General features: G+C 71.3%; 12 protein-coding genes and 1 tRNA gene. 12 read left to right on the top strand and 1 reads right to left on the bottom strand.

Annotated features, from left to right (window positions below; translation table 11 throughout):
- The first annotated feature begins 37 nt into the window (after positions 1–37).
- The 9 genes from KBX46_RS19130 to KBX46_RS19090 all read left to right on the top strand — a co-directional run bounded on the left by KBX46_RS19130 (position 38) and on the right by KBX46_RS19090 (position 12,412).
- On the top strand, positions 38–646 hold the full coding sequence (locus KBX46_RS19130; RefSeq protein ID WP_141910727.1) for an EboA domain-containing protein: 609 nt from the start codon (positions 38–40) through the stop codon (positions 644–646).
- Positions 647–1,501: a TatD family hydrolase gene (locus tag KBX46_RS19125; protein ID WP_099856474.1), complete on the top strand. Its 855-nt coding sequence runs from the start codon at positions 647–649 to the stop codon at positions 1,499–1,501. It begins immediately after the preceding gene.
- On the top strand, positions 1,501–2,700 hold the full coding sequence (gene eboE / locus KBX46_RS19120) for a metabolite traffic protein EboE (RefSeq protein ID WP_210793511.1): 1,200 nt from the start codon (positions 1,501–1,503) through the stop codon (positions 2,698–2,700). The genes KBX46_RS19125 and eboE overlap by 1 nt, the downstream gene beginning before the upstream one ends.
- Positions 2,697–4,112 (top strand): alkaline phosphatase family protein, encoded by a 1,416-nt coding sequence (locus KBX46_RS19115; protein WP_210793510.1) that lies wholly within the window; start codon positions 2,697–2,699, stop codon positions 4,110–4,112. Before eboE ends, KBX46_RS19115 begins: the two co-directional genes overlap by 4 nt.
- Positions 4,109–5,176, top strand: a complete 1,068-nt coding sequence (locus tag KBX46_RS19110) for a polyprenyl synthetase family protein (RefSeq protein WP_088949634.1) — start codon at positions 4,109–4,111, stop codon at positions 5,174–5,176. Before KBX46_RS19115 ends, KBX46_RS19110 begins: the two co-directional genes overlap by 4 nt.
- Positions 5,177–5,395: 219 nt before the next feature.
- Positions 5,396–8,254 carry a PQQ-dependent sugar dehydrogenase gene (locus KBX46_RS19105; protein ID WP_210793509.1) on the top strand — a complete coding sequence of 953 codons (2,859 nt, stop codon included), beginning with the start codon at positions 5,396–5,398 and terminating at the stop codon, positions 8,252–8,254.
- 74 nt (positions 8,255–8,328) lie between these two features.
- Positions 8,329–10,437, top strand: coding sequence for a ThuA domain-containing protein (locus KBX46_RS19100; protein WP_210793508.1), 2,109 nt, complete (start codon positions 8,329–8,331; stop codon positions 10,435–10,437).
- Between the two features lie 252 nt (positions 10,438–10,689).
- Complete coding sequence (locus KBX46_RS19095; protein WP_210793507.1) at positions 10,690–11,193, top strand: sensor histidine kinase; 504 nt, start codon at positions 10,690–10,692, stop codon at positions 11,191–11,193.
- Between the two features lie 211 nt (positions 11,194–11,404).
- A complete protein-coding gene (locus KBX46_RS19090) occupies positions 11,405–12,412 on the top strand; it encodes a sugar phosphate isomerase/epimerase (protein WP_210793506.1) in 1,008 nt (335 codons plus the stop codon).
- Between the two features lie 64 nt (positions 12,413–12,476).
- Here the strand turns inward: KBX46_RS19090 and KBX46_RS19085 are convergent, their stop codons facing one another.
- On the bottom strand, positions 12,477–12,890 hold the full coding sequence (locus KBX46_RS19085) for a hypothetical protein (protein WP_088949629.1): 414 nt from the start codon (positions 12,888–12,890) through the stop codon (positions 12,477–12,479).
- Between the two features lie 295 nt (positions 12,891–13,185).
- On the opposite strand from KBX46_RS19085, the gene KBX46_RS19080 reads away from it, so the two are divergent.
- The 3 genes from KBX46_RS19080 to KBX46_RS19070 all read left to right on the top strand — a co-directional run bounded on the left by KBX46_RS19080 (position 13,186) and on the right by KBX46_RS19070 (position 16,765).
- Positions 13,186–13,258 (top strand) — tRNA-Asn (locus KBX46_RS19080).
- A gap of 161 nt (positions 13,259–13,419) precedes the next feature.
- Positions 13,420–15,537 carry an MMPL family transporter gene (locus tag KBX46_RS19075; protein WP_210793505.1) on the top strand — a complete coding sequence of 706 codons (2,118 nt, stop codon included), beginning with the start codon at positions 13,420–13,422 and terminating at the stop codon, positions 15,535–15,537.
- On the top strand, positions 15,527–16,765 hold the full coding sequence (locus KBX46_RS19070) for an NAD(P)/FAD-dependent oxidoreductase (RefSeq protein ID WP_210793504.1): 1,239 nt from the start codon (positions 15,527–15,529) through the stop codon (positions 16,763–16,765). Before KBX46_RS19075 ends, KBX46_RS19070 begins: the two co-directional genes overlap by 11 nt.
- The last annotated feature ends 22 nt before the right edge of the window (positions 16,766–16,787 follow it).

Below are 16,787 nucleotides of genomic sequence, written 5' to 3'. Positions count from 1 at the left end.
TGGCAGGCACCGCGTAGCAGTAAGGGGAGGAGACGGGATGACACCGGATTCACTACGGGCCGCGCTGCGAGGCGTACCCGATCCCGATTGGTTGGACACGGCGCTGCGCCGGGTCACCACCGAGCCCACCGCGATCACCCGGCTCTTCCCCGCCGCAGGTCGGCGTTGCGGTCGGGGCGCGTTGCCCGAAGCGCCCGGCTGGACCGCCGACGACGCGGCCCGGGTGCTGCTGCTCACGGCGCTGCCCGGCGACCACGCGGCGTACGCCGACAGCCTCTACCGGCACGGCGACGCGGCCGAGCGGCGAGCCGTGCTGCGGGCACTGCCGCTGCTGCCGATCGGCGCCGCCGGCGTGCCGCTGCTGCACGACGCGATCCGCACCAACGACACCCGGCTGGTCGCCGCAGCCCTCGGCCCGTACGCCCGACACCTCGACCCGGCCGCCTGGCGGCAGGCGGTGCTCAAGTGCGTGTTCAGCGGCGTCCCCCTCGCCGCCGTGGCCGACCTGGACACCCGGGCCGACGGGGAGCTGGCCGCGATGCTGGCCGCGCTCGCCGCCGAACGGCACGCCGCAGGCCGGGACCTGCCCGCCGACGCCACCGACCTGCTCGACCGGCTCACCGCCGCACTGCCCCGGGAGGCGTGAATGCGCATCTTCGACCCCCACATCCACATGACCTCACGCACCACCGACGACTACGAACGGATGGCCGCAGCCGGAGTGCGCGCGGTGGTGGAGCCCTCGTTCTGGCTGGGTCAGCCGCGCACCAGCGCCGCCTCGTTCACCGACTACTTCGACTCGCTGATCGGGTGGGAGCCGTTCAGGGCCGGTCAGTTCGGGGTGCGGCACTTCGCCACGGTGGCCCTGAACCCCAAGGAGGCCAACGACCCGCGCTGCCGCCCGGTCCTCGACCTGCTGCCCCGCTACCTGGACAAGGACGCGGTGGTGGCGGTCGGCGAGATCGGGTACGACTCGATGACGCCGGAGGAGGACGAGGCGTTCGCCGCGCAGCTCGCCCTGGCGGTGGCGTACGACCTGCCGGCGCTGGTGCACACCCCGCACCGGGACAAGGCGCGCGGCTGCGAACGGACTCTCGCCGTGGTCGCCGAATCCGGCATCGAGGCGGGTCGCGTGGTGGTCGACCACCTCAACGAGGTGACCGTCAAGCTGGTCCGGGACAGCGGCTGCTGGTTGGGCTTCTCCATCTACCCGGACACCAAGATGACGCCGTCACGGATGGTGGAGCTGCTGCGGGAGTACGGCACGGAGCGGATGCTGGTCAACTCGGCCGCCGACTGGGGGCGCTCCGACCCGCTGCTGACCCGGGCCACCGGCGAGGCGATGCTGCTGGCCGGGTTCAGCGACGACGACGTCGAGCAGGTGCTGTGGCGCAACCCGGTGGAGTTCTACGGGCAGTCCGGCCGGCTCGACCTCACCGACCTGGAGGTCACCGCCGTGGACCCGCAGACCGGCAACTCGATCCTGCGCGGCGGCAGCTGATGCGGCTGCGACATGCCGGCGGCGACACCGTCCACCTCGGCTACTGCACCAACGTGCACCCCGCCGAGGACCTCGCCGGCATTCTCGGTCAACTGGACACCTACGCCGTGCCGGTCCGCGAGGCGCTCGGCAGCGACCTGCTCGGGCTCGGCCTGTGGCTGGCCGCCCCGGTCGCCGCCGAGCTGGCCGCCGACCCGACGCTGCGCCGCCGGTTGCGCACCGAACTTGACGCGCGCGGGCTGGAGGTGGTCACCCTCAACGGCTTCCCGTACGCGGCCTTCCAGGCCCCCGTGGTCAAGCAGGACGTGTACCACCCGGACTGGACCACCGAGCAGCGCCTGACGTACACGCTGAATCTGGCCCGGGTGCTCGCGGACCTGCTGCCCGACGACGCCGCTCGGGGCTCGATCTCCACCCTGCCGCTGGCCTGGCGGCAACCGTGGGACACCGACCGGGCCGACGCGGCCCGACGCCGGCTCGACCAGCTGGCCGCCGGCCTGGCCGCCGTGCAGCGCGACACCGGCCGCGAGGTGCGGGTCGCCTTCGAGCCGGAGCCCGGCTGCGTCGTGGAGAGCACCGGCCAGGCCGCCGAGCTGCTGTCCGGGATGGACACCGAGCGGCTGGGCGTCTGCGTCGACCTGGCCCACCTGGCCTGCGCCTGGGAGGAGCCGGCCGAGGCACTGGAACGACTGCGGGCGGCCGGGCTGCCGGTGGTGAAGGTGCAGGTCTCCGCCGCCGTCGAGGCCACCGACCCGGATGGTGGGGCCGAGGCGTTGCGCCGCTGGGTGGAGCCACGCTTCCTGCACCAGACCCGGGGCGCCGGTTGCGCCGGTCTGGCCGACCCGGCCGACCCGGCGTACGCGGCCGACGACCTGGACGAGGCACTGGACAGGGCGCTACCCGGGCCGTGGCGGGTGCACTACCACGTGCCACTGCACGCCCCACCCGAGGAACCGCTCGGCTCGACCCTGCCGGTCCTTCGCGCGGCCCTGAGAGCGCTCTTCGACGGCCCGACCGCTGGCTGCGACCACCTCGACGTCGAGACGTACACCTGGGGGGTGCTGCCGGCCGCACGACGGCCCGGCACCGACGCGGAGCTGGCCGCGGGCATCGCCGCGGAGCTGGCCTTCGCCCGGGACGAACTGGTCGGCCTCGGCCTGACCACAGAGCGATCCGTGAGCATGGGGGTGACGCGATGAGCCGGCGACTGGTGGTCCTCGACGTGGTGGGGTTGACGCCCCGACTACTGGCGCACATGCCTCGACTGCGAGGGGTCGCCGACGGCGGCTTCCGGGCCGAGCTGGGCACCGTGCTGCCCGCCGTGACCTGCTCGGTGCAGTCCACCTTCCTCACCGGCGAGCCGCCCAGCGGGCACGGGATCGTCGGCAACGGGTGGTATTTCCGGGAGCTGGGCGAGGTGCTGCTGTGGCGGCAGCACAACGCGCTGGTCGGCGGGGAGAAGCTCTGGCAGGCGGCCCGCAAGGCCGAGCCGGGCTACACCGTCGCCAACGTCTGCTGGTGGTACGCCATGGGTGCGGACGTCGACTGGACGGTCACGCCACGCCCCGTCTACTACGCCGACGGGCGCAAGGAGCCGGACTGCTACACCGACCCGCCGGAGCTGCACGACGCGCTCACCGGGCGGCTGGGCACCTTCCCGCTGTTCACCTACTGGGGGCCGACGGCCGGGTTGCCGTCGTCGCGGTGGATCTGCCAGGCGGCCGAGCAGATCCTCGCCGACGTGTCACCCGACCTGACCCTGGTCTACGTCCCGCACCTGGACTACGACCTGCAACGCTTCGGTCCCTCGTCGGCCCAGGCCGCCGCAGCGGCAGCCGAGCTGGACGCGGTGCTCGGGCCACTGCTGGACGCCGCCCGGGCGCGCGACGCCACAGTGGTGGTGCTCTCCGAGTACGGCATCACCGACGTGTCCCGGCCGGTGGACGTCAACCGGCTGCTGCGCGCCGAAGGGCTGCTGCGGGTGCACACCCAGGCCGGCATGGAATACCTCGACCCGTGGACGTCGAAGGCGTTCGCGGTCGCCGACCACCAGATTGCCCACGTCTACGTCAAGGACCCGGCCGACGTGCCGGCGGTGGCGAAGCTCTGCGCCAACCTGCCCGGGGTGGCCGAGGTGCTCGACGCCGAGGGCAAGGCCGCGCACGGTCTGGACCACCCGCGCGCCGGTGAGCTGGTGCTGGTGGCCGAGCCGGACGCCTGGTTCACCTACTACTACTGGCTGGACGACGCCCGGGCGCCGGACTTCGCCCGCCTCGTGGAGATTCACCGGAAGCCGGGTTACGACCCGGCGGAGCTGTTCTTCGACCCGGCCAACCCCGGTGCCGCGAAGGCCCGCGCCGGAATGGCCCTGGCCCGCAAGAAGCTCGGCATGCGGTACCTGATGAGCGCTGTCGGCCTGGACGCCGGCGCGCAGGCGGTACGAGGCTCGCACGGGCGGCTGCCGGACGACCCGGCGGACGCCCCGGTGCTGCTCTGCTCCGACCCGACGGCCGCCCGGGACCGGATCGCGGCCACCGAGGTCAAGGCGCTGCTGCTGGAGTTGGCCGGGCTGGGCGCCGGCGGTACGGGCGGGCCGGGGGAGGGGGCATGACGGTCACCGTCGCGCCCACCGACGCGAGCGGGTTGCGGGCGCGCTTCGACGCGGAGCTGGCCGGGTTCCTCGAACGGCAGGGCCCGGACTGGCCCGACGGCGCGCCGCGCGGCGTGTTCACCGCCCTGCAACGGTTCGTCCTGGCCGGTGGCAAGCGGTTGCGCCCGCTCTTCTGCTACTGGGGCTGGCGCGGGGCGGGCGCGGCCGACGGCACCCCGATCGTGGTGGCGGCCGCTGCCCTGGAGCTGTTCCACGCGTTCGCGCTGATCCACGACGACATCCTGGACGGCAGCGACCGCCGCCGGGGTGAGCCGTCGGTGCACCGGCTCTTCGCCGACCTGCACGCCCGCTCGTCCTGGCGCGGTGACCCCGAGGCGTACGGCCGCAACACGGCGCTGCTCTGCGGGGACCTCTGCGCGGCCTGGTCGGATCAGATGTTCCACGAGTGCGGGCTGAGCACCGAGCAGGTGCACCGGGGGTACGGCGTGTTCGCGCTGATGCGTACCGAGGTGATCGCGGGGGAGTACCTGGACCTGGTCTCGGGCGTGGGTGACGGCTCGGTGGCCAGTGCGCTCACCGTGATACGGATGAAGGCTGCCCGGTACACGGTCACCCGGCCGCTCCAGATCGGTGCGGCCCTGGCCGGCGCCGGCCCGGAGTTGATCGCCGCGCTGGGCGAGTTCGGTGACCCGCTGGGCGACGCGTTCCAGCTCCGCGACGACGTGCTGGGTGTCTTCGGGGACCCGGCGGTCACCGGCAAGTCGGTCCTGGACGACCTGCGCGAGGGCAAGCCCACGGTGATGATGGCGCTGGCCCGCAGCGCCGCCGACCGGTCGCAGACCGCCCGGCTGCGGGAGCTGTTCGGCAATCCGGCGTTGGACGCCGACGGCGCGGCGGAGCTGCGCGCGATCATCGAGGCGACCGGTGCCCGAGAACGGATCGAGCAGATGATCCGGGTGCGGACGGAGGCGGCGCTCGTCGCCCTGCGGGCCGCGACGGTGGCCGACGAGGCTCGCTCGGCGCTGGTCGCGCTGGCCGGGCAGGCGATCGACCGCCGGGCCTGACCGGCAACTTTCGATCAGATCGACGAAAGTTGATGCTGAATCGCCGGAAGGTATGGACACATCGACAGGTCCAACTTAGTGTCGTGACCAACACGACAATGTTTCGTCGAGGTGAACCGGCGGCGCGGTAACCCATCGACCCCCACCATCACCGCTACGGCATCCGGCGCGACGGCGCGCGCCCGCCTGGCAGTCACTCGTCAGGAAGGGGCAGCACACATGTCCATGAAGGACGCTCCAAGACAACGATCCCGACGATGGTTCTCCGCCGGATCGACAGCGCTGCTGGTGGTCGCGGCCGGCACGGTAGCCCTCGGCGCCGGCCCGACCCCCGCGCAGGCGCACACGATCAACGCGACCGACTTCCAGCAGGTCGAGCTCGCCCGTGGCGTGAGCGACATGGGTGAGCCGATGTCGCTGGCGGTGCTGCCGGACCGCTCCGTCCTGCACACCGCCCGCAACGGCACCCTGCGCCGCACCGATGCGAGCGGCACCACCTCCGTGATCGGCACCCTGTCGGTCTACCAGCACGACGAGGAGGGGTTGCAGGGCGTCGGCGTCGACCCGAACTTCGCGAGCAACCGCCAGATCTTCCTGTACTACGCCCCGCCGCTGTCGACGCCGGCCGGCGACGCGCCGGCCACCGGCACCGACTTCTCGGCCTGGAACGGTGTCAACCGGCTCTCCCGGTTCACCCTCAACTCCGACTTCACGATCAACCAGGCGAGCAAGGTCGACGTGCTCGACGTCCCGGCCAGCCGAGGTGTGTGCTGCCACGTCGGCGGGGACATCGACTTCGACGCCGCCGGCAACCTCTTCCTGTCGACCGGTGACGACACCAACCCGTTCGAGTCGGCCGGCTACTCGCCGCTGGACGAGCGGACCAACCGCAACCCGGCGTACGACGCGCAGCGCAGCGCCGGCAACACCAACGACCTGCGGGGCAAGATCCTGCGGATCAAGGTGAACGCCAACGGCACCTACTCCATCCCGTCGGGCAACCTGTTCGCGCCCGGCACGGCCAGGACGCGGCCGGAGATCTACGCGATGGGGTTCCGCAACCCGTTCCGGATCAGCGTGGACAAGGCCACCGGTGTCGTCTACGTCGGTGACTACGGGCCGGACGCCGGCACCACCAGCTCCACTCGCGGGCCGTCCGGCCAGGTGGAGTTCAACCGGGTCGCCGCGCCGGGCAACTACGGCTGGCCGTACTGCACCGGCACCAACACCTCCACCGAGACGTACAACGAGTGGGACTTCGCCGCCAACACCACCGGCGCGAAGTTCAACTGCACCGGCGGGCCGACCAACAACTCGTTCCGCAACACCGGCCTGACCACCCTGCCGCCGGCCCAGCCGGCCTGGATCCGGTACGCCGGCGACGCCGGCACCCCGACCGAGTTCGGCGGCGGCTCCGAGTCGCCGATGGGCGGCCCGGTCTACCGGTACAACGCCTCGTCGACCTCCACCACCAAGTTCCCGCAGTCCTTCGACGGGCAGTTCTTCGCCACCGAGTTCGGCCGTGGCTGGATCAAGCCGATCCACGTCAACTCCGACGGCTCCCGGGGCACCATCGACACCTTTCCCTGGGTCGGCAAGCAGGTGATGGACTCGGCGTTCGGCCCGGACGGCGCGTACTACGTGCTCGACTACGGCACCGGCTACTTCAACGGTGACGCCAACTCGGCGCTCTACCGCTTCGACTACGTCGGTGGCGGCAACCGGGCACCCACAGCCGTGGCCAGCGCCAACCGCACCTCCGGTGCGGCACCGCTCGCGGTGACCTTCTCCTCGGCCGGCTCGTCCGACCCCGAGGGCGGAGCGCTGACGTACTCGTGGGCGTTCGGTGACGGGACCACCTCGACCGCGGCCAACCCGACGAAGACCTACACCGCCAACGGCAGCTACACCGCCACCCTGACGGTTCGGGACCCGCAGGGCGCCACCGGCAGCAGCAGCGTCCGGATCAGCGTCGGCAACACCGCGCCCACGGTGACCATCAACAACCCGGGCAACGGGCAGCTGTTCAGCTTCGGTGACACGGTGCCGTTCAGCATCACGGTCACCGACCCGGAGGACGGCACGATCGACTGCACGAAGGTCAAGATGACCTACGTGCTCGGGCACGACCAGCACGGGCACCAGATCACGTCGCAGACCGGCTGCTCCGGCTCGATCACCATCCCGGTCGACGGTGAGCACGACGACGCGGCGAACATCTTCGCGATCTTCGACGCCGAGTACACCGACGCCGGCGGGCTGACCACGCACACCCAGCACACCCTGCCGCCGCGGCACCGCCAGGCCGAGTTCTACGGCACCTCGTCCGGGATCAACGTGTTCAGCAAGACCACGGCCGAGGGTGGCAAGACCGTCGGCGACATCAACAACGGTGACTGGATCGCATTCCAGCCGTACCGGCTCGGCAACGTGACCTCGTTCAACGCCCGGGTCTCCTCGGCGGGTGCCGGTGGCACCCTCCAGGTCCGGGCCGGCTCCGCCACCGGCACGGTGCTCGGCTCGGCCACGGTCCCCGTGACCGGCGGCTGGGAAACCTTCGCCACGGTGACCGGGACGATCACCAGCCCGCCGACCGGCACGACCACGCTCTACCTGACCTTCGCCGGGTCGGGCACCGGGGCGCTCTACGACCTGGATGCCTTCACCTTCGTCACCGGTACGCCCCCGACCGGCGGAAGCGGCCCGATCAAGGGTCTCGGCGGCAAGTGTCTGGACGTACGCAGCGCCGCCACGGCCGACGGCACCCAGATCCAGATCTATACCTGCAACGGCAGCGCCGCGCAGACCTGGGCGGTCACGCCGAACTCCACGATCAGGTCGTTGGGCAAGTGCCTGGACATCTCGGGTGGTGGCACCGCCGACGGCACCAAGATCCAGCTCTGGACCTGCAACGGGACCGCTGCGCAGAACTGGGCGGCCCAGGCCGACGGCACGCTGCGTAACCCGTCGTCCGGCAAGTGCCTCGACGTCTCCGGCAACAACTCCGCCGACAGCACTGTGGTCCACCTGTGGACCTGCGTCAGCGGTGCCGCCAACCAAAAGTGGATCCTGCCCTGAGCTGAGCGGAGGGGCCTCTTGTCAACGCCTAGTGTGGTGCGAGGGGCCCCTCCTAACGTAATTAGGAGAGCGATATGCGCAGACTCCTGCGACCCGTCCTCGGTGCGGCAATGGCCGCACTCGCCGTCATCGCCTGCACCACCCCGGCCAGCCCCGCCAGCGCCGCCGACGCCCCGTACGACGTGCTGGTGTTCTCCAAGACCGCCGGGTTCCGCCACGACGCCATCCCGGTCGGCATCCAGACCATCCGCGACCTGGGTGGAGCGAACAACTTCACCGTCACCGCCACCGAGGACGCCGCCGCGTTCACCACCAGCAACCTCGCCCAGTACGAGGCTGTGGTCTTCCTCAACACCACCGGCGACGTGCTCAACGCCAGCCAGCAGACCGCCTTCGAGTCGTACATCGCCTCCGGCCGCGGGTACGTGGGCGTGCACGCGGCCGCCGACACCGAGTACGACTGGCCGTTCTACGGCAACCTCGTGGGCGCGTGGTTCGCCTCGCACCCGGCGATCCAGCAGGCCAACATGAAGGTGGAGGACCGGGGCCACGCGGCGACCGCGCACCTGCCGCAGACCTGGACCCGCACCGACGAGTGGTACAACTACCGGACCAACGCCCGGTCGACCGCCCACGTGCTGGCCACGCTGGACGAGTCGTCGTACTCCGGCGGCGGCATGGGCTCCGACCACCCGCTGAGCTGGTGCAAGAGCTACAACGGTGGCCGGTCGTTCTACACCGGTGCCGGGCACACCCAGGCGTCGTACGCGGAGCCGGCGTTCCGGGCGCACCTGCTCGGCGGCATCCGGTACGCCTCCGGCCGGAGCAAGGCCGACTGCCGGCCCGAGACCGGCTACACCCCGATCTTCAACGGCTCGACGGCCGGCTGGTCGCAGGCCGGTCCGGGCAACTTCACCAACTCCGACGCCACCCTGACCTCGGTCGGTGGCATGGGGTTGTACTGGTACAACACGAAGCAGTTCACCAACTACTCGCTCAAGCTGGACTGGAAGCTGGCCGGGGACGACAACTCCGGCATCTTCATCGGCTTCCCGCCGTCCAGTGACCCGTGGTCCGCGGTGGACAACGGGTACGAGATCCAGATCGACGCCACCGACGCCGCCGACCGCACGACCGGGTCGGTCTACACCTTCAAGTCGGCTGACACGGCGGCCCGCGACGCGGCACTCAACGCGCCGGGGGAGTGGAACACCTACGAGCTGCTGGTCGAGGGCGAGCGGTTGCAGATCTTCCTCAACGGAGTGAAGATCAACGACTTCACCAACACCAACCCGGTCCGCTCGTTGGCCGGTCACATCGGCATCCAGAACCACGGCACCGGTGACGACGCCTCGTTCCGCAACATCCGGGTCAAGGAGCTGGGCACGACGCCACCGCCCACCGGCACGATCCAGGCCGAGGCGTTCAGCTCGGCCAACGGTGTCTCCGCGTTCACCAAGGCGGGCGCCAACGGTGGGCAGACCGTCGGCTACATCGACCCGGGTGACTGGGCCGCGTACAACGGCGTCAACCTGGCCGGGGTCACCTCGTTCACGGCCCGGGTCGTCTCCGGCGGCGCGGGTGGCGCCATCCAGGTGCGCACCGGTTCGGCCACCGGCCCGGTGCTCGGCACTGTCGCGGTGCCGAACACCGGCAGCTGGACGACCTTCGCCAACGTCTCCACGGCGCTGTCCAACGTCCCGTCCAGCACCCAGAACCTCTACCTCACCTTCACCGGTAACGGCACGGGGCTCTTCGACCTGGACGACTTCACCCTGGTCAAGGGCAGCGGCGGCGGCACCGGGGTCGGCCCGATCAAGGGTCTGGCCGGCAAGTGCCTGGACGTGCGCAGCGGCGGCACCGCCGATGGCACCCAGATCCAGCTCTACACCTGCAACGGCAGCGCGGCACAGACCTGGACCGTGACGCCGAACTCGACGATCAAGGCCCTCGGCAAGTGCCTGGACGTCTCCGGCGGCGGCACCGCCGACGGCACCAAGATCCAGCTCTGGACCTGCAACGGCAGTGGCGCGCAGAACTGGGCGGCGGCGTCCGACGGCACCCTGCGCAACCCGTCGTCGGGCAAGTGCCTGGACGTCTCCGGCAACAACTCGGCGGACAGCACCGTCGTACACCTCTGGACCTGCCTCAACGCGGCCAACCAGAAGTGGACCCTGCCCTGACCGACTGAGCCTGGAGGGGCCGCCGCTCACGGCGTCGGCCCCTTCAGGCACCCGGCCCGAGCGCCGACGAAGCCCGGCCGGCGTGCCCCGGCGGCCGTCGCGACGGCGCGGGTCGGGAAGCGGTGTCCCTCACGGGCGTGATGCCTCTGAGTCATCTTGATGACTCAGAGGCATCACGCCCGCACTGATTCGTCCGCCGCCCCGCGGACGCCCGCGGACCGGCTCACAGCCGACTGCCGTACCTTGACCTGCATGGGGCGGTTCGCGCAGTGGCGCGGGATGGTGCTGGCGCAGGGGCACCGGCTGGGTGACGCGCTGCGCCGGCCCGACGAGCCGGACGACCCGACCGGGCCGACTCCGAGCCTGAATCGGCTCGACGCGCTGGTGGAGGGCTTCGCCGCCGGTCAGCCGGTGCGGTGGAGCCTGGCCGGGCAACCCCGGCCGCTGCCCGGGCCGGTCGACGTCGTGGCGTACCGGATCATCGAGGAGTCGCTCACCAACGCGTGCCGGCACGCCCCGGGCGCGCCGGTCGCGGTCCGCCTGCGCTACGACGCCACGGGCATCACCATCGAGGTACGCGACGAGGGCACCGGTGCCGTGCCGTCAGGCCGGCGCGGCCAGGGGGCCGGGCGGGGTCTGCTCGGCGTACGCAGGCGCGCGGAGCGGCTCGGCGGCACGTTCTCCGCAGGCCCACGCGCCGGTGGCGGTTTCGCCGTGCGGGCCGCGCTGCCCGCCCCCGAGGAAATGATCGGATGATCGGCCGACCGCAGGGCTTCCCCGATGGGGTGCTGCGGAAATAAGGTGGGGGCGGCGACCGTGCTGGTGGCCGGTGACCCGGTGGGAGGCGCAACCCGCTGGGCCCAGGTGTGTTCCGCACCCACCGGTGACCGCCCGGTGCCGCGTACGTCCGGTCACCCTCGCCCCGGTCCGCACCTGGAATCCCCCATGACAACAGGGGAGAAGAACAATGGCGCGACCCATCACGCTCTTCACCGGCCAGTGGGCCGACCTTCCGTTCGAGGAGGTTTGCCGGCTCGCCTCCGAGTGGGGCTACGACGGTCTGGAGATCGCCTGCTGGGGCGACCACTTCGAGGTCGACAAGGCGCTCGCCGACGACTCCTACGTTGAGCGCAAGCGGGAGACTCTCGCGAAGCGCAACCTTGAGGTCTTCACGATCTCCAACCACCTGGTCGGTCAGGCGGTCTGTGACCACCCGATCGACGAGCGGCACCAGGACATCCTGCCCGGTCGGATCTGGGGTGACGGAGAGCCCGAGGGGGTCCGCCAGCGGGCCGCCGAGGAGATCAAGGACACCGCGCGGGCGGCGGCGAAGCTCGGGGTGAAGACCGTCGTCGGCTTCACCGGCTCGTCGATCTGGCACACCCTGGCGATGTTCCCGCCGGTGCCGCCGTCGATGATCGAGCGCGGCTACCAGGACTTCGCCGACCGGTGGAACCCGATCCTCGACGTGTTCGACGAGGTGGGGGTGCGGTTCGCCCATGAGGTGCACCCCAGCGAGATCGCGTACGACTACTGGACGACGAAGCGGACGCTGGAGGCCATCGGCAACCGGCCCGCGTTCGGGCTGAACTGGGACCCGTCGCACTTCGTGTGGCAGGAGCTGGACCCGGTGAACTTCATCTTCGACTTCGCCGACCGGATCTACCACGTGGACTGCAAGGACGCCAAGGTCCGCACCGGGGACGGCCGGCGTGGCCGGCTCGCCTCGCACCTGCCCTGGGCCGACCTGCGCCGCGGGTGGGACTTCGTCTCCACCGGGCACGGCGACGTGCCGTGGGAAGACTGCTTCCGCGCGCTGAACGCGATCGGCTACACCGGCCCGATCTCGATCGAGTGGGAGGACGCCGGCATGGACCGGCTCGTCGGTGCCCCGGAGGCGTTGCAGTTCGTCCGCCGGCTGGCCTTCGACGCCCCGAGCGCTGCCTTCGACGCGGCGTTCAGCAGCAAGGACTGACCGCACCTCGGACAGACCACGGGCCGGTCGCCCTGCGGCGACCGGCCCGTCGACGTGCGGTTGGTCAGAGCGTGCTGGCGTTCGTGCCCGAGCCGGACGGCTTGGTGCGGGGGTTGTTGGTGGACGACGGCGACCCGGAGGTCGTGCCGACCGTGCTGGTGCCCGCCTTGGCGCCCACGGTTGCGGGCGTGCCGGCGAACGCGTCGTCGGCGGCGGTCAGCTCCTGCTTGCCGGTGCTGCCGTTACCGTTGCCGCTGCCCAGCTTCTCGCCCAGTTTGGTCTGGCCGAGCTTGTCCTTGCCCTCGCTGTAGAACTTGTTGGCCTGGGCCTGCGCGACCCCGGCCGCCTCCTGGACGGTCGGGTGGTCGAGCACCTTGCGGCCCCGAACAACGAGCTCCTCGTACTTTTCCCGGCCGGCACGGGCGCCCAGGACGAATCCCGCAGCCAGCCCGCCAAGAAACATGATCTTTCCGCGCATGGCGGCTCCTTCCGTACCTGACGCGCCTGTCGCTCCGTCGAGTTGCCCCGTCGGAAGGCGACCAATTCGCGCCTGCGTCCTCTGTCCGCAGCTAACTACCCATCCTGCTCTCCGCTCAAGCATGCTTGTGCCCGGATGGCGATTTACCCCGATTGTCGATGCCTCCCGGAGCCTGACCTGCGCGTCTTGATCATCGGGTGATGGAGCGGAACCCACTGGACCATCACCGGGGAATGTCCTGTACTCTTGTCCCGTCGCACGGCGTCGGCGAGATCCGATTCCGAGCGGTGCACGATCCCCTGTAGCTCAATTGGCAGAGCAGCCGGCTGTTAACCGGCAGGTTATTGGTTCGAGTCCAATCGGGGGAGCTTCTCCACCCAACGCCCGTCGGCAGCACGCCGACGGGCGTTTTCGTGTGCTCGGCCCCGGTTTCACCCTCCCTCGGCCTGCCTGAGCGGCAGGATGGTCGATGTCGACGCTCAGGCTCCCGCTGCGTCGATTCATGCGTCGATCCTTGGGGTGAGTGCGGATGTCCGGACGAGGCGGCAGGGCCACGCTGATCGCGGTGGCGGTCGTGCTGGCCTGGCTGGTGATCGGCGGCGTGGCCGGCCCGTACGCCGGGCGCCTCAGCGAGGTCTCCACCAACGACAACGCCGCATTCCTGCCCACCGACGCCGAGGCGACCCGTGCCCAGGACCTCGCCGGTGAGTTCGTCGACCGGCAGACCATCCCGGCTCTGGTCGTCTACGAGCGGCCCTCCGGGATCACCGACGCCGACCGGCAGCGGGTGAGCGCCGACGCGGCCCGGTTCGCCCAGGTGCCCGGCGTGGTCGCCCCGCTGCCCCCGCCCATCCCCAGCGAGGACGGCCAGGCACTCCAGATCGTCGTGCCGGTGGACGACGCCGAGGGCGAGGAGATCGGCACTGTCGTCGAACAGTTGCGTGACATCACCGGCGGGGACCGGGACGGCCTCACCGTGGACGTCTCCGGACCGGCCGGCCTGCTTGCCGACCTGATCAAGGTGTTCTCCGCCATCGACGGGCCACTGCTGCTGGTCACCCTGGTCGTGGTGCTGATCATCCTGCTGGTCGTCTACCGCAGCCCGGTGCTCTGGATCTTTCCGCTGCTGGCCGCCGGGATGTCGTACGCCCTCGCCTCGGTGTTCGTCTACCTGCTCGCCGACGCCGACGTGGTGAAGCTCAACGGGCAGGCCCAGGGCATCCTCACCGTGCTGGTCTTCGGCGCGGGCACCGACTACGCGCTGCTGCTGATCGCCCGCTACCGGGAGGAGCTGCACCGCCACGACCGCCCCTGGGCCGCCATGCGCACCGCGTGGAAGGGCGCCGCGCCGGCCATCATCGCGTCCGGTGGCACTGTCATCGTCAGCCTGCTCTGCCTGCTGCTGTCCAGCCTCAACTCCAACCGGGCGCTCGGCCCGGTCGCCGCCATCGGCATCGGCGCCACCCTGCTGGTGATGCTCACCTTCCTGCCCGCGCTGCTGGTGCTCGGCGGCCGTTGGGCGTTCTGGCCCCGACGGCCCCGCGAGGATCAGGCCGACCCACGCGCCGAGCACGGCATCTGGAGCCGCATCGCCGGCTTCGTGGCCCGACACGCCCGACCGATCTGGCTGAGCACCGCGGTCGTACTGGCCGTCCTCACGCTCGGGCTCACCCAGCTCGGTGCCACCACCCTCGGCCAGTCCGACCTGTTCACCCAGCGCACCGACTCGGTCGACGGCGAGGAGGTGATCGCGCGGCACTACCCGGCCGGCACGGGCAGCCCGGCCACCATCTTCACCACCGAACAGACCGCCCGGCAGGTCACCCAGGTGGCGCAGGGCGTGCCCGGCGTGGCCGACGTCCGTCCGCTATCCACCGGCCCGCAGACCGGCCCACCCGATCCGAGCGCCACCCCGAAGGTCGTCGACGGGCGGGTGCAGCTAGAGGCGACCCTGGCCGACCCACCCGACAGCGACGGCGCCGAGCGGACCATCCGCGAGCTGCGGGCGGCCGTACACCAGGTGCCCGGCGCGGACGCCGTGGTCGGCGGCTTCACCGCGATCAACGTGGACACCTCGGACGCCGCGAAGCGCGACCAGAACGTCATCATCCCGGTGGTGCTGGTGGTCATCGCGGTCATCCTGGCCCTGCTGCTCCGCGCGCTGCTCGCCCCGGTGCTGCTGATCGCCACCGTTCTGCTCAGCTTCGGGGCGACACTCGGCCTCTGCGCGATCCTGTTCCGCCACGTCTTCGACTTTCCCGGCGTGGACTCGTCGTTCCCGCTGTTCGCGTTCGTGTTCCTGGTCGCGCTCGGCATCGACTACAACATCTTCCTGATGAGCCGGGTCCGCGAGGAGTCGGTCAAGCGCGGCACCCGCGCCGGTGTGCTCGCCGGCCTGGCCGTCACCGGCGGGGTGATCACCTCCGCCGGCATCGTGCTCGCCGCGACCTTCTCCGCCCTCGCCGTGTTGCCCCTCGTGGTGCTCGTCGAGTTGGGTACGGCAGTCGCGATCGGGGTACTGATCGACACGATCATCGTCCGGTCGCTGCTGGTGCCCGCACTCGCGTACGACATCGGGCCGAAGATCTGGTGGCCGGGCCGGCTGTCTCGGGCGAACGGTGAGCGGGAGGCGCGCGATGCTGGCTGAGACCGACGTGGTCATCGTCGGCGGCGGCCTGGCCGGCCTCGCCGCCGCCCGCCGGCTGCACCGCGCCGGCGTGCCCTGGCGGCTGCTGGAGGCCAGCGGGCGACTCGGCGGCCGGGTTGCCACCGACGTGGTCGACGGACACCTCGTCGACCGGGGCTTCCAGGTGCTCAACACCGCCTACCCCCGGCTCGGCACGCTGCTCGACACCGACCGGCTCGACCTCGGGTACTTCACCTCCGGCGTGCTGGTGCGCAAGGGCGACGACCTGCTGCGGCTGGTCAACCCGTTGCGGGAGCCGACCGGCGCCCCCGGCACCGCGCTCGCCGGCATCGGCTCCCTGCGCGACCGGCTGCGCTTCGCCGCGCTCGCCACCGGCTGCGCCACACTGCCCACGTCCCGGCTGCTCGCCGCACCGGAGACCAGCGCCGAGACGGCGCTACGCCGGGCGGGCCTCTCCGATGCGATCATCGAGGAGCTGCTGCGGCCGTTCCTGTCCGGCGTGTTCATCGACCGGCAACTGGCCACGTCCAGCCACGTCCTCGCGATGGTGCTGCGGTCGTTCGCCCGCGGCCGCATCGGCCTGCCCGCCGAGGGAATGGCCGCGCTGCCCCGGGCCATCGCCGACCCGCTCCCCGCCGACCTGCTCGACCTGGACATGCCGGTCGCCGAGGTCGCCCCCGGTCGGGTCCGCACCCAGGCCGGCGACATCCGCTGCCGGGCCGTCGTGGTCGCCGTCGACCCACCCGCCGCGTCCGCGCTGCTGCCGACCCTGACCACGGTACGGATGCACAGCTACACCACCTACTACCACAGCGCGCCCGAGCCGCCGCTCACCGAACCGATCCTGCTCGTCGACGGCGACCGGCGCGAGATCGTGGCGAACACGGTGGTGCTCAGCAACGCCGCCCCGACCTACGCGCCCACCGGACGGCACCTCGTCGCCACGTCGGTGGTCGGCCCGAGCGCCCCACCCGAGTCGACCATACGGGCCGAGTTGACCCGGCTGTACGGCCGTTCCACCGCCGACTGGACCCACCTCACCACAGTGGCCGTCCCGAACGCGCTGCCCGCAGCGCCACCACCGCAGGGGCGGCTACGCAAGCCCGTGTCGTTGGGGGAGGGGCTGTTCGTGGCCGGTGACCACCGCGACAGCCCGTCCATCCAGGGCGCTCTCGCCAGCGGCTGGCGCGCCGCCGGAGAGGTGCTGGAGGAGCTGCGCGCCGGCTGACGGGCGTACCCGAGCACGCTGT

The organism is Micromonospora sp. C81, assembly GCF_018070425.1.
GTDB classification, from domain to species: Bacteria; Actinomycetota; Actinomycetes; order Mycobacteriales; family Micromonosporaceae; genus Micromonospora; species Micromonospora zamorensis.
The sequence above is the reverse complement of the archived record's forward strand: the minus strand, read 5'-3'. Positions and strand labels throughout refer to the sequence as shown.

Bases quoted from the DNA above. Each gene is read 5' to 3' on its own strand.
- KBX46_RS19070 (WP_210793504.1), top strand. From the start codon at position 15,527: ATGCTGGCTGAGACCGACGTGGTCATCGTCGGCGGCGGCCTGGCCGGC.
- KBX46_RS19125 (WP_099856474.1), top strand. From the start codon at position 647: ATGCGCATCTTCGACCCCCACATCCACATGACCTCACGCACCACCGAC.
- KBX46_RS19105 (WP_210793509.1), top strand. From the start codon at position 5,396: ATGTCCATGAAGGACGCTCCAAGACAACGATCCCGACGATGGTTCTCC.
- KBX46_RS19110 (WP_088949634.1), top strand. From the start codon at position 4,109: ATGACGGTCACCGTCGCGCCCACCGACGCGAGCGGGTTGCGGGCGCGC.
- KBX46_RS19085 (WP_088949629.1), bottom strand. From the start codon at position 12,890: ATGCGCGGAAAGATCATGTTTCTTGGCGGGCTGGCTGCGGGATTCGTC.
- KBX46_RS19130 (WP_141910727.1), top strand. From the start codon at position 38: ATGACACCGGATTCACTACGGGCCGCGCTGCGAGGCGTACCCGATCCC.
- KBX46_RS19095 (WP_210793507.1), top strand. From the start codon at position 10,690: ATGGGGCGGTTCGCGCAGTGGCGCGGGATGGTGCTGGCGCAGGGGCAC.
- KBX46_RS19075 (WP_210793505.1), top strand. From the start codon at position 13,420: ATGTCCGGACGAGGCGGCAGGGCCACGCTGATCGCGGTGGCGGTCGTG.
- KBX46_RS19115 (WP_210793510.1), top strand. From the start codon at position 2,697: ATGAGCCGGCGACTGGTGGTCCTCGACGTGGTGGGGTTGACGCCCCGA.
- eboE (WP_210793511.1), top strand. From the start codon at position 1,501: ATGCGGCTGCGACATGCCGGCGGCGACACCGTCCACCTCGGCTACTGC.
- KBX46_RS19100 (WP_210793508.1), top strand. From the start codon at position 8,329: ATGCGCAGACTCCTGCGACCCGTCCTCGGTGCGGCAATGGCCGCACTC.
- KBX46_RS19090 (WP_210793506.1), top strand. From the start codon at position 11,405: ATGGCGCGACCCATCACGCTCTTCACCGGCCAGTGGGCCGACCTTCCG.